The 11,652-nt window shown below is 63.8% G+C and carries 10 protein-coding genes and 2 pseudogenes; 8 read left to right on the top strand and 4 right to left on the bottom strand.

The genetic code is table 11. From position 1 onward, the window contains the following. The 6 genes and pseudogenes from dgoD to BG842_RS05975 all read left to right on the top strand — a co-directional run. A partial coding sequence (gene dgoD, locus BG842_RS05995) for a galactonate dehydratase (RefSeq protein ID WP_083252448.1) occupies positions 1-555 on the top strand: 555 nt, incomplete at its 5' end. A 2-nt stretch (positions 556-557) separates the two neighbouring features. Next, the gene (locus BG842_RS05990; protein WP_069450068.1) at positions 558-1,391 is read left to right on the top strand and encodes an SDR family NAD(P)-dependent oxidoreductase; all 834 of its coding nucleotides are present in this window, start codon (positions 558-560) and stop codon (positions 1,389-1,391) included. After that, positions 1,388-3,334, top strand: a complete 1,947-nt coding sequence (locus BG842_RS05985; protein ID WP_069450067.1) for a glycoside hydrolase family 36 protein — start codon at positions 1,388-1,390, stop codon at positions 3,332-3,334. The genes BG842_RS05990 and BG842_RS05985 overlap by 4 nt, the downstream gene beginning before the upstream one ends. 38 nt (positions 3,335-3,372) lie before the next feature. After that, positions 3,373-3,504 carry a hypothetical protein gene (locus BG842_RS32445; protein ID WP_256388503.1) on the top strand — a complete coding sequence of 44 codons (132 nt, stop codon included), beginning with the start codon at positions 3,373-3,375 and terminating at the stop codon, positions 3,502-3,504. Between the two features lie 34 nt (positions 3,505-3,538). After that, a pseudogene (locus tag BG842_RS05980) lies at positions 3,539-5,529 on the top strand (beta-galactosidase). 78 nt (positions 5,530-5,607) lie between these two features. Beyond that, entirely contained in the window at positions 5,608-5,880 is a 273-nt protein-coding gene (locus BG842_RS05975; RefSeq protein WP_069450066.1) for a hypothetical protein, read from the top strand. Positions 5,881-5,966: 86 nt separating this feature from the next. Here the strand turns inward: BG842_RS05975 and BG842_RS05970 are convergent, their stop codons facing one another. After that, positions 5,967-7,163, bottom strand: a complete 1,197-nt coding sequence (locus BG842_RS05970; RefSeq protein ID WP_069450065.1) for an MFS transporter — start codon at positions 7,161-7,163, stop codon at positions 5,967-5,969. Positions 7,164-7,310: 147 nt separating this feature from the next. On the opposite strand from BG842_RS05970, the gene BG842_RS05965 reads away from it, so the two are divergent. Further along, positions 7,311-8,726 carry a hypothetical protein gene (locus BG842_RS05965; protein ID WP_069450064.1) on the top strand — a complete coding sequence of 472 codons (1,416 nt, stop codon included), beginning with the start codon at positions 7,311-7,313 and terminating at the stop codon, positions 8,724-8,726. On the opposite strand, the gene BG842_RS05960 is transcribed toward BG842_RS05965, so the two are convergent. From BG842_RS05960 to BG842_RS05950, 3 genes are all read right to left on the bottom strand, one after another. Then, positions 8,727-9,791, bottom strand: a complete 1,065-nt coding sequence (locus BG842_RS05960) for an iron transporter (RefSeq protein ID WP_069450063.1) — start codon at positions 9,789-9,791, stop codon at positions 8,727-8,729. A gap of 116 nt (positions 9,792-9,907) precedes the next feature. Beyond that, positions 9,908-10,264, bottom strand: coding sequence for a hypothetical protein (locus BG842_RS05955; protein ID WP_254662939.1), 357 nt, complete (start codon positions 10,262-10,264; stop codon positions 9,908-9,910). 143 nt (positions 10,265-10,407) lie between these two features. Then, the gene (locus BG842_RS05950) at positions 10,408-10,593 is read right to left on the bottom strand and encodes an HVO_2922 family protein (protein ID WP_007980995.1); all 186 of its coding nucleotides are present in this window, start codon (positions 10,591-10,593) and stop codon (positions 10,408-10,410) included. A gap of 318 nt (positions 10,594-10,911) precedes the next feature. On the opposite strand from BG842_RS05950, the pseudogene BG842_RS05945 reads away from it, so the two are divergent. Beyond that, positions 10,912-11,652: pseudogene (locus tag BG842_RS05945) on the top strand (sodium:calcium antiporter); the annotation flags it as partial.

The following is an 11,652-nucleotide window of genomic DNA, read 5'->3' as shown; positions in this document are numbered from 1 at the left end:
AAGGCGCTCGAAACCCACGAACCGATGTTCATCGAGGAACCGGTTCTCCCGGAGCACAACGACGTCTTACCCGAAATCGCGCGCCACACGACCATTCCCATCGCCACCGGCGAACGCATGTTCAGTCGGTGGGATTTCAAGGAGGTCTTCCGGAACGGGAGCGTGGACGTCATCCAACCGGACTTGAGCCACGCGGGAGGTATCACCGAAGTGAAGAAGATAGCCGACATGGCCGAGGCGTACGACGTGGCGATGGCACCACACTGCCCGCTCGGGCCAATCGCGCTAGCGTCGTGCATTCAGGTGGACGCCGTCTCGCCGAACGCCCTCATCCAAGAGCAGAGCCTCGACATCCACTACAACGAGACGAGCGACGTGCTCGACTACCTCGCCGACGCTTCCGTGTTCGAGTACCGCGACGGGTACGTGGACCTTCCGGACGGACCGGGACTCGGCATCGACATCGACGAAAAGCACGTCCGAGCAAAGGCTGGGAACGTCGATTGGCACAACCCCGTCTGGCGACACGAGGACGGCAGCGTCGCGGAGTGGTGACGATGCAGGAGTCACGAACCCCCGTCGATGGCGTCGATGGCGTCCATCGCTTCGAGGGCGAGACGGTACTCGTCACGGGGTCGACCCGCGGTATCGGCGAGGAAATCGCAAACCGGTTCGCCCGCGAGGGCGCGAATGTCGTCGTCACCGGCCGAACCCGAGCGGACGGCGAGGAAACCGTCGCGGCAATCGACGCGGCGGGCGGGACCGCGACGTTCGTCCGCGGGGACATGCGCGACCCCGACGACATCGCGGCGCTCGTCGAAGCCACCGCGGAGAAGTACGGCGGTCTCGACGTGCTGGTGAACAACGCGGGCGTCGAGACGAACACCGCGGCGGACGAGGCGACGATGGACGACTGGGCGTTCGTCGTGGAGACGGGTTTCCGCTCGTACTGGCTCTGTGCGAAATACGCCCGTGAACACATGGACGAAGGGAGCATCGTCAACGTCTCCTCGAATCACGCGCGACTGACTATGCCTGCGATGTTCCCGTACAACGCGGTGAAAGCCGGTATCGATGGGATGACGCGCTCGATGGCGCTCGACTTCGGTCCTGACGTTCGCGTCAACACTGTCAATCCCGGATGGGTCGCCATCGACCGCACGATGGAGGAGATAGACGAGGAGTACCGCGACCATCTCGAATCCATCCATCCCGTCGGGCGCATCGGCGATCCGGAGGACGTCGCCGGAGTGGTTTCCTTCCTCGCAAGTTCCGACGCCGCGTTCGTGACGGGCGCGTCCATCTTGGTGGACGGCGGTCGCACCGCCGTCATGCAGGACGACTCGTTGCCGGATTATCGCGAGCGACGCGAGGACGGTGAGGACGGATGACGCTCGGAGTGACGGGGGGACAGACGACCGTCGAGTACCGACCCGACGACCACCGCCTCACCGTCGAGCGAGGCGGTGAAACACTCGTAGACGGACGGGTCAAGCTCGACGTCGGGAGCGAGACGCTGCCCGCGAGTTCGGAGGCGACCACCACCTCGACGGGGGCGACTGCTCGGGCCACGCACGACGATGAATGGGAAACGACGGTCGCACTGGACGCGGGTGACAATCACGTTGACGTTCGCATATCGTTCCAGCCTCCGAGCGACCACGCAGTCGTTCTCGGCGACCTTCGACCGCTTACTGACGCGACGACACCGACACACGGGTCCGAGTCGCGATGGTATCGCCACGGCTACCAATCGTGGACGCCGACGGCGACGCTCCCCGTCGGCGAGCGATTTCCGCCCGAAGAGAACGAACCCCAGATGCGCGACCTCGTCGCTCCGAATGATACCTCCCACGGTGTGACGGGGCTGGTGAACGACGACGGAGCGCTCACGTTGGGTTTTCTCGGCCACTCGCGGTTCGTCTCGCGGTTCGATATCGACCACGGGGCGACCGGCGTTCACCGGCTCGATGCCGTCTGTCCGGGCGATGGGGCGACCGTCGAAGCTGACGAGGAATTTTCCCTGCCACCCCTTCGAATCGACGCCACGCGCGACCTTCGGGACGGGCTCGCCGCCATGGCGACGGCGACCGCCGAACAGATGGACGCCCGCGTGCCTGACGACGTGCCGACCGGATGGTGTTCGTGGTATCATTACTTCACCGACGTCACGGCTGACAACGTGCGCGAAACGCTCGATGACCTCGATGAATGGGATGTGCCGCTCGATATCGTTCAACTCGACGACGGCTACCAGACCGCGTTCGGCGACTGGCGAACGCTGGATGACGGGTTCGACGACATGGAGGAACTCGTCGCGGACATCCGCGATGCGGGCCACACCCCCGGCTTGTGGGTGGCTCCGTTCTACGTGCAGTCGGACTCGGCGCTCGCCATCGAGCACCCCGAGTGGCTCGTAACCGATGACGACGGCCCCGTGAACGCCGGGCCGCGTCACGGCCCGATGTACGCGCTCGATACGACCCACCCCGAGGCCGAGGAGTGGCTCCGCGAGACGTTTCAGACGGTCGCCTCCGAATGGGGATTCGAGTACTGCAAACTCGACTTCCTCTACGCCGCTGCGCTCCCGGGCGACCGCTACGAGAACGTCACCCGCGCGGAGGCCTACCGCCGTGGCATAGCGACCATCCGTGAGGCCGTCGGAGACGACGTATTCCTGCTGGGCTGTGGCGCGCTGCAGGGACAGAGCGTCGGCCTCGTCGACGCGATGCGCGTCGGTCCCGACACCGCGCCGCACTGGCGAGCCACACCGGCGAGCCAGCCAGCGCACGAGAACGCGATTCGAAATGTCCTCAACCGACAGTGGGCGCACCGACGACTCTGGGTGAACGACCCGGACTGTCAGCTCGTCCGCGAGACGACCGAACTCAGCCTCGCGGAACGGCGGTCGTTCGCCACGCTCGTCGCGCTCCTCGGCGGGACGAACGTCGTCAGCGACCGGGTAGCCGACATCGAGAGCGTCGGCAGGGACCTCGTGGAGCGTTCGCTCCCCCGGTCGAAACGGGGCGGGTTCGCGGCGTCGGCGAGCAGGAAGTCCCCACTCGTCTCGTCTGCGAGCGTCCCGTCGATGGCGCGCTCGCCGTCGCCGCGTTCAACTGGTCAGACGACGGTCGGTCGGTGCGTATCGACCCCGCCGAGTACGGGTTGCAGGATGCCCACGTCTGGGACGCGTTCGAGTGCGAATACCGTGGTACCGGGCCAGTCGAACGCGAGGTCGCGGCCCACGGGTGTCTGCTCGTCCACATCGCCCCCGCCTGTGACCGGCCGCAGCTGCTCGGCGCGCGCCATCTCGGCAATCTCGCCGGACAGGTGACGGCGGTTGACTGGGACGAGACAGGAACTCTCTCCGTGATGCTTTCCGCGTCACGACCGCAGTCGGTCATCCTCACCATCCCAGAGGGCTGGTCGCGCGGCGACGACAGAGAGATTACCCATTGCCGTCTCGACCCGGGGCGAAACACCGTGACCGTCGAGGAATCGTGAGCCGAACGAAACGCAGCAGCGACGATACACACCAATGACGATAGGAGTCTGTTACTTCCCGGAGCACTGGCCGAGTGCCCGATGGGAGCGAGACGTAGCACAGATGGCGGACGCGAACATCGAATACGTTCGGATGGCCGAATTCTCGTGGGGCGCGTCGAGCCCCAGCGCGGTGAGTTCGACTTCGAGTGGCTCGACGAGGCCGTCGAACTCGTCGGCGAATACGGCATGCAGGCCGTCCTCTGTACGCCGACGGCGACGCCGCCGAAGTGGCTCGTCGACGAGCACCCGGAGATACGACAAGCGGACCGCGACGGTACCCCTCGTTCGTGGGGGAGCCGCCGGTTTACGTGTTTCAACTCGGAGACCTATCGTCGAGAGACCGAACGCATCGTTCGCGCGTTCACGGAGCGCTACGCCGACAACCCGTTCGTCGCGGGGTGGCAGACCGACAACGAGTACGGGTGTCACGACACTGTTCGATGCTACTGCGACGACTGCGCCGACGCCTTCCGCGACTGGCTCCGTGCGAAATACGAGTCTATCGACCGGTTGAACGACGCGTGGGGAACGACCTTCTGGAGTCAGCAGTACGACGGGTTCGCGGCCGTCGAGCCGCCGCGTCCGACGCCCGCGGAACAGCACCCCGCACGGTTGCTCGACTACTATCGATTCGCCAACGACAGCGTCGTCGAGTACAACCGACTGCACGTCGATTGCATCCGCGAGGCGAACGACGACTGGTTCGTCACCCACAACTTCATGGGCGACTTCGCCCAGCTCGACGCCTACTCGCTGGCGGACGACCTCGATTTCCTCGGGTGGGACTCCTACCCGACCGGGTTCGTGCAGGACCGACGGCAGGGGACGCCCACACGAAACGAACTCCGCGCGGGCGACCCGGACGAGGTCGGGATGAACCACGACATCTACCGCGGTGCGAAACGAGCGCCGTTCTGGGTGATGGAACAGCAACCGGGGGACGTCAACTGGCCGCCGCACGCTCCACAACCGGCGGACGGCGCGATGCGACTGTGGGCACACCACGCCGTTGCTCACGGTGCCGATGCCGTCCTCTACTTCCGATGGCGACGGTGCTTGGAGGGACAAGAGCAGTACCACGCAGGGCTCCGGAAAGCCGACGGGTCGCCCGACAGGGGATACGACGAGGCCGCCGAAGCCGCCGACGAGCTGTTCGACCTCGCCCCGGTCGATGCGCCCGTGGCCGTGCTGCACGACTACGAGAACCTCTGGGCGACGGAGATACAGCCACACTCTCCGGAGTGGGAGTACTGGGCGCATCTCCGCGCGTACTACGGCGGGGTTCGCCGCCACGGGGTTCAGGCCGACATCGTGCACCCGACCACGGACCTCGGAGAGTACAACGTCGTTTTCGCACCCGCGTTCTACCTCGCGGATGCGGACCGAGCGTCCCACCTTCGTTCGTACGCCGAAAGCGGCGGACACGTCGTTTTCGGTGCCAGAACGGGAGTGAAAGACCGTTCGAACAAGCTTCGTGACGTTCCCGCGCCCGGGCCGCTCGCCGACGTAGTGGGCGCGACGGTGGACCAGCGCGAGAGTTTGCCCGAACAGTTCGAGACGCGGGTCGAATACGGGGGCGAAACCTACGAGTACCGGACGTGGGCCGAGTGGCTAACCCCGAACGCCGCACGCATCACCGCGACCCACGCTTCCGGCGTTGCCGACGGGCGTCCGGCGATGACTGAACACGCCGTCGGCGACGGTACCGTCTCGTACTGCGGCGTCTGGCCGAAGACCGAACTCGCGGACGCGCTCGTCTCGGATACGCTCGATGCTGCGGGCGTTTCTCACACCAGTCGTCTCCCCGACAGCGTTCGGGTCGGTTCCAGGGACGGCTACGTGTGGGTCACGAACTTCGGTCGGGAACCCGTCGAGCTTACCGTCTCGAACGATGCCACCTTTGTCGTCGGAAACGAAACCGTCGATGGCTACGACGTGGCAGTCGTCGAAGCGGCGGTGGACGATGTCGGAATCGAAGGATGACGATGTGAGGCGGTGTGAAAATAGCGAGCGACGGTCGGTGGCGTTAGTTTAACAGGAGCTCGGGACGTCCTTCGGACGATGGAAGACTCTCGGTTCGAGGAGCTGCAGGAACGAGCGGCGAAAGCGGTTACCGAAGACGAACTCACATCTGTCTACGTGGGTCTCGTTCACGAAAATGGCGAACAGCAGTACTTCTTCGGGAACGACACCGAAGGAAACGAGGAGCTACAGGAGATGACCGTCGCCCAATTGGGAATGTTACTTCGAGTACTCGCGGACCGCTCGAACGCCAGTATCGACGAGATTGCCGACGTTGCAATCGAACACGCGAGCAAGATGCAGCTACAGTAGTTACGTGGCCACGAAATACCGGGGGGTCGTCGCTGGCCGCTTCCGCCGCGTTCCTCCCGCGGGAAAGGAGAACTCGCTAACGTCGCCTATTGTTCCGAAAGCGCGACCGGTCGCGTCCGTGTGCTTCGGACCAGCAACCAGCCGAGGCCGACGAGGAGGGCAGCGAATCCACCGACGAGCAGCGTTTGCGTATATCCGACGAGCGTGGCAACCCCGACGAACAGCGGCGGACCGACGGTGGTTCCGAGGCGGAGGACGGTGGTCCGAATGCTCATGATGCTCCCCCGGAACTCGTCCGGCGCGAGTTCGTTCAGCGCGGTGTCCGTTATCGGTTCGGCGAGTCCTTGCCCCAAACCGAATAGCAAAAGCGCTCCGGCGACGACGTAGACCGAATCCGCGACCGACACCATGACGAGACCGATGCCGTAACTCGTGAAACCGAGCGCGATGGACTGGAAACTCGAAAACGACCGGAGTAACCGGTCGCCCTGCATGGCCGTCAGGCCCATCATCACGGCGGGTAAGCCGAGGAGGAGCCCGATAACGCCCGACGAGTACTGATAGGAGTTGGCGAGGATGAACGGCACGACGGTGAGTTGGGCACCGTAGAGGAGGAGGAAGATGCCGAATATCGCGATGTAGAGGACCAGATAGGGCCGCATCGACGTCGGACCGGTCACGAACTCGTGGATGCTGGTATCGGCGTCCGTTCCGGTATCGGACGGTTCTTCGAGAAAGACGATGCCTGGGAGTGCGACGACGACGCCGAGGAGGAAGCAGACAAACGGTGCCATCCACGAGAGGGTCGCCAGTCCCCCGCCGAGGAGCGGATACCCCGCGGCACCGACCGCGAGAATCGCCGCGTTCATCCCGATCAGCGTTCGGCGTTTCTCACCCGTAAAAAGGTCGCCTAGCAGCGTGACGGTGAGCGTGGCGATGGCGCTGCTGGCGGCACCTTGGATGGCTCGGAGAGCGAGTATCGTCTCGAAGTTCGAGAGCAAGACGATAGCGGAGCCGCTGAGACCGAAGACGACGAGCGACGGGATGAGGATTCGTTTGCGACCGATTCGGTCCGCGACCATCCCTATCGGGACGGTCAAAAACACCCCCGGAAGGGTGAACGCGGAGAGCAACAGACTCGCCTGTGCCTCCGTGATGTTCCACGCGTCCTGCACGGCGGGGAGGGCGGGGCTGATGAGTGAGACGCCCATCACCGCGACGAGGGTGCTCGCGAAGATGACGGTCGTTGCGGGGGACTCTTGGAGGGTTCGAAGACGTTTCATTCAGGTCGTACGGAAATATTTGCGACAGACCGTGGAGAGGGTTTTGATGTCGGCAACCACGATGGGGGACGGATGTGTCCCACGAGCATCGCCCGTGCTCCGCATCCGACAACTACAACAGCGACGGTTCCGAACCTCCTCTATTCGATGTCCTCCAGTGACGTTCCCCGCGACGCGCTCTCCCGGTCGCTCGTAATCGCCGTACTCGGGTTTCTCCTGAGTATCGCGGTCATCGACGAGGTTGCCGCGAGCAACGCGGCAGTCGCGCTTTCGGACGCGTCGAGTCGAACGATTGCGGTCCCACAGTGGTTGTACTTGGCGACCGGCGGTGCGGTGATCGGTGCGTCGGCCATCTTGGCGAGCGTCGTCACCGACCGTTCGTTCATCCGGTCGATGCACGACTGGCAAAAAGCCGTCCCGATGTGGGCCCCGATTCGGCGAGGCGCTCTTTATCTCGCGCAACTCCTCGGCGTCGCGGGGCTCGCAATCGTCATCTACCGCGGCTTCGTCGGGCCGCAAATCCCGACCGTGAACGTCGCCATCATCCTCGTGTTCGGGGGCGTCCGCGCGGGGCTGACGATGGTCGTCTATCTCGTCGGAAACGTGTGGCCCGCGCTGAACCCGTGGCGGACGATAGCGCGACGACTCCCCACGCTCGGCCGTACGTATCCATCCCGCGTCGGCCGGTGGCCCGCGGTCGGCGGGCTGTTGCTGCTGGTGTGGCTCGAAACGGTCATGCCGGTCAACAAGGTTCCGGCCATGCTCGCAACGGCGATTTGCGCGTACACAGTCATCACACTCGTCGGGGCGATCGTCTACACCCCCGAGTCGTGGTTTTCGAACGCCGACCCGGTGTCGGTCACGTTTCACTTCTACGGGCAAGTCGCCCCGCTCCGCTGGTCCGCGGACGGCGTGACGCTCCGCCCGCCCGGATTCGACCTCCGCGAGTCCGGGGCCGTCGCGACCACCGCCGATATCGCCTTCATCGTCGCGCTTATCTGGGAACTCACGTTCAGCGGGTTCGTCACGACATCGACCGGTGTGTCGTTCATCACAGCCGTCGTCGATACGGGCGTTCCCCCGCTCGTGGTCTACGCGCTACTCTTCGTTCTCGGGTACGCCCTCTTCCTCGGTGCCTTCCGGTTCGCATCCCGCGTCACCCGACGGACGGGAGAAACCTACCTTCCGCCCCGGACCATCGCCCTCCGCTTCGCACCGCCACTGCTCGCCATCGCCGTCGGCTACCACCTCGCACACTACTTCGGGTTCTTCGTCTCGCTCCTCCCGTCGCTCATCCCCGCGGTCGTCTCGCCACTCTCTCCCCCGGCGAATCCGGTCGTCCTGACCCTCCCGGAGTGGTTCGGCGGCCTCGTCATCGGGTTCGTCCTGGTCGGTCACCTGCTCGCCGTCTGGGTCGCCCACTCGCAAGCGTACGCGACGTTTCCGAGCCGACTGCAAGCGATTCGGAGCCAGTACCCGTTCATCCTCGTGATGATCGGCTACACGATTATCAGCCTGTGGCTCGTCTCGCTTCCGACGGCGAGTCCGGCGTTTGTGTCGTGATCAGACCGTGAACTCCATCGGCGGCATCTCCATGAACGCCGTCTCGTACCCGTCGTGCCGGGCGAGTTGCGGCGGCGAATCGACCGAAATACGAAGCGTGTCGCCTGACCGCACGTCCCCGACGGGAGCACCGTAGTGGGTATCGAGGGCCGCGTCGAGGGCGGGGGTGAGCGTCCCCTTCGATACCGTCGTCCCGTTTCGCAGGAGTTCCATCGAGAGGGACATCCGCGGCAACACGATGCGGTTGTACGGCGTTCTCGGCGACACCGCGAGATACGATTTCCCGTCGTCGGCGAAGCGATTGTCCCCCTCAATGACGGTCACGACGAACTTCGCGTCGCCGGACGATTTCGTCCCGACGAGCGTTCCCGGCAGCGATGCCGGTGCGGGCGCTCGACCGACCGGGACCCTCATCGCCATCGGGTCGAGGGCATCGCGGCTCCCCTGCTTTTCGTCGAACTCCCGATACTCGACGTCGTATATCTGGTCCGTGTCGAATTCGAAATCGATGGTCGCCGACGCGCCGTCCGACAGTCGGGACGCGAGCGACCCGGTTCGGTGCACGCCGACCGACCCGACCCTGACAGTCGCGCTGTACGAGCCGTCGCCGTCGAGTGAAACGTTGTCCCCGTAATGAAACCCCATATTCTGCGAAAGCATCGGCCACGGTGCCCGTTTGTCGACTGTCTTCCCGCCTTTTTTGATAGTGAGTTGAACGTCCGCCGGGACGGTCGTCTCCGTTTTCGCGTCCCACATTGAGACCATCATGTGGAGCGTGTCGTCCGGTTGCACGACGACCTTGGAGTTCGATTGGCCGGTGACGTTCCAGAACCGATGCGGGTACGAGTACATTAGCGCGAAGCGGAGGTCTCCATCGGTTCCCATCCCGTACATCTTCATGCCTTCCATGTACGCGGGATGATAGACCGCGGCGGGACGGTTTTTCACTCTCGGCGGGTCACGCCACGCGGATTGTTTTTCGAATCCGAGCGAGTCAAGACAGCCGGTGAGGAGGGACCCCCCTGCAAGTGCCGTGCCAGTTCGGAGGAACGTTCGGCGGCGCATTGGGTAGGTGTTGTGCGAGTGTTCGAATGAGGGTGTTGGTTCAGTAGTCGAACGTGGTCCCCGAATCCGCCGGAGTCACAGGACCCGAACCGATGGGCGACCACTGGGCGGACCGCTCAGCCCGGCGCGCGGAACGCCTTGAGTCGAAACTGGAGAATGATGGGCTCGAGAACGTCCTCCCGTCCAGTCCACGTGATCGTCACTTCCGTCAGTCGGTATGACGGTCCCACGGGTACCCGCCGAGCCGAGAGGCGAGCCTGCCATCCGTCCCCCTTGATTTCGGTCTCGCCACGCCGTTCGCCGCCGAGATGTTCGAGATATCCCATGGCCTGTTCGATTGTGAGGCCGCGAAACCGTCGCGTGACGCGGAGAGTTCCGTCCTCAACCGTCCGTTCGACCGGGGGTATCGAATCCAAGGCCGCCTTCCGCCGCCGTGCCCACGATGGGCTCCGGATAGGGTCATTGTGACTCACGCTCACTAGCACTCGGCTAGCGACGAGCATAACAGTTGTTGGAATTCTCACCCATTGCGAACGGCACCAACGCGCGACCGTTAGCGGCGAAAAATACACGAAAATCCCGCCCGAGAACGGGAATTACGGCACGAAGTCGGATATCACTTTTCCACGACTCGCGCGACGGGCGCGTTGTTTTTGACGCTCTCGATACCTCGCTTGGCACCCTGTTTCGACGAGTATCCCTCGCCGCTGTCCGCGATGATGTTCCGGTTCGCGACGACGAGGCGCCAGCGCCACTCGCCCGCGCTGTCCTCGTACACCTCAAATTGGGGTTCACTTGGCATATCCGGCGTATGTTCGACCACCAATAAAAAGGTCGCCTTCGTGCGAAACTGATGATCACTTCTCAGACTGTTTCAGACACATGATGTTTAGACGACATCGGTTACGGGGCGGGCGGGGCTGAAGGCGGCGGCGAACGAACCCCATACAGCTCGCTATCGCGTTATTACCCGTTATCTCCACACAGAACCCATCTATCGCCCGAATTCGGGAATAACCTCGAAAACGAGTGTATCGTCGTTTCAGCACTTCTATCGCCACAAATCGGCGTCATTGGAGTTATCACGTGTTTTTAGACCACGGGTGGAATTACAGACAGTATGAAGAAACAGCCGCTTCTCGCGATCAGTGCCGTGTTTGCCCTGACTCTGCCGTGGCTCGTCACGGGTATTCTTCAGGAGGTATCCGGTCTTTCGACCGTCATTGTCGTCGGGATGACCGGTCTCGCCATCGTCGGCGCTTCGTTCATGCTGGCGTGGGGTGCCGAAACGGCCGAAAAGGACGTTCCGCGGGCGTTCGCAATCGCGATTTTGGCGATTCTCGCCGTCGCACCCGAGTACGCCGTCGACGCCTACTACGCGTGGAACGCGGGGGCGAACGGGGCGACGGCACAGGCCTGCGGTCAGCTTTCGGGGGGCGCGATAGCCAGCGCCGAACCGGGAACGCTCGCACAAGCTTGTCACGACGCCAACCTCGCCGTCGCCAACATGACCGGCGCGAACCGAATCCTCATCGGTCTCGGGTGGTCCGGAATCGCGCTCTACACCATCTACCGCGCAACACGGTCCGGTGACTCGTCGGTCGTCCAGCGGCCAGGGTCGCTCACCGATGCCGTCAAAATAGATCGCAACATCTCCCTCGAAATAACGTTCCTGCTCGCGGCGACGGTGTACGCGTTTTTCATCCCGCTCGGAAGCGGAATCGGTATCGGTGACACGCTGATTCTGGTCGGCCTGTACGTGCTCTACATCGGCGTCATCATCAGGAACGACGTCGAGGAAGACACTGCCCACGTCGGCGTTCCCGCTTATCTTCAATCGTTCTCGAAGGGAGCGCGGGTC

Source organism: Haladaptatus sp. W1, from assembly GCF_001723155.1.
In the GTDB taxonomy this organism is placed as follows: domain Archaea; phylum Halobacteriota; class Halobacteria; order Halobacteriales; family Haladaptataceae; genus Haladaptatus; species Haladaptatus paucihalophilus.
Note: the sequence above shows the minus strand (reverse complement) of the source record. Positions and strands in the feature narration are given on the sequence as shown.

Excerpts from the sequence above, each read along its gene's own strand:
- BG842_RS05990 (WP_069450068.1), top strand. The coding sequence starts at position 558 with ATGCAGGAGTCACGAACCCCCGTCGATGGCGTCGATGGCGTCCATCGC.
- BG842_RS05985 (WP_069450067.1), top strand. The coding sequence starts at position 1,388 with ATGACGCTCGGAGTGACGGGGGGACAGACGACCGTCGAGTACCGACCC.
- BG842_RS32445 (WP_256388503.1), top strand. The coding sequence starts at position 3,373 with ATGCTTTCCGCGTCACGACCGCAGTCGGTCATCCTCACCATCCCAGAG.
- BG842_RS05975 (WP_069450066.1), top strand. The coding sequence starts at position 5,608 with ATGGAAGACTCTCGGTTCGAGGAGCTGCAGGAACGAGCGGCGAAAGCG.
- BG842_RS05970 (WP_069450065.1), bottom strand. The coding sequence starts at position 7,163 with ATGAAACGTCTTCGAACCCTCCAAGAGTCCCCCGCAACGACCGTCATC.
- BG842_RS05965 (WP_069450064.1), top strand. The coding sequence starts at position 7,311 with ATGTCCTCCAGTGACGTTCCCCGCGACGCGCTCTCCCGGTCGCTCGTA.
- BG842_RS05960 (WP_069450063.1), bottom strand. The coding sequence starts at position 9,791 with ATGCGCCGCCGAACGTTCCTCCGAACTGGCACGGCACTTGCAGGGGGG.
- BG842_RS05950 (WP_007980995.1), bottom strand. The coding sequence starts at position 10,593 with ATGCCAAGTGAACCCCAATTTGAGGTGTACGAGGACAGCGCGGGCGAG.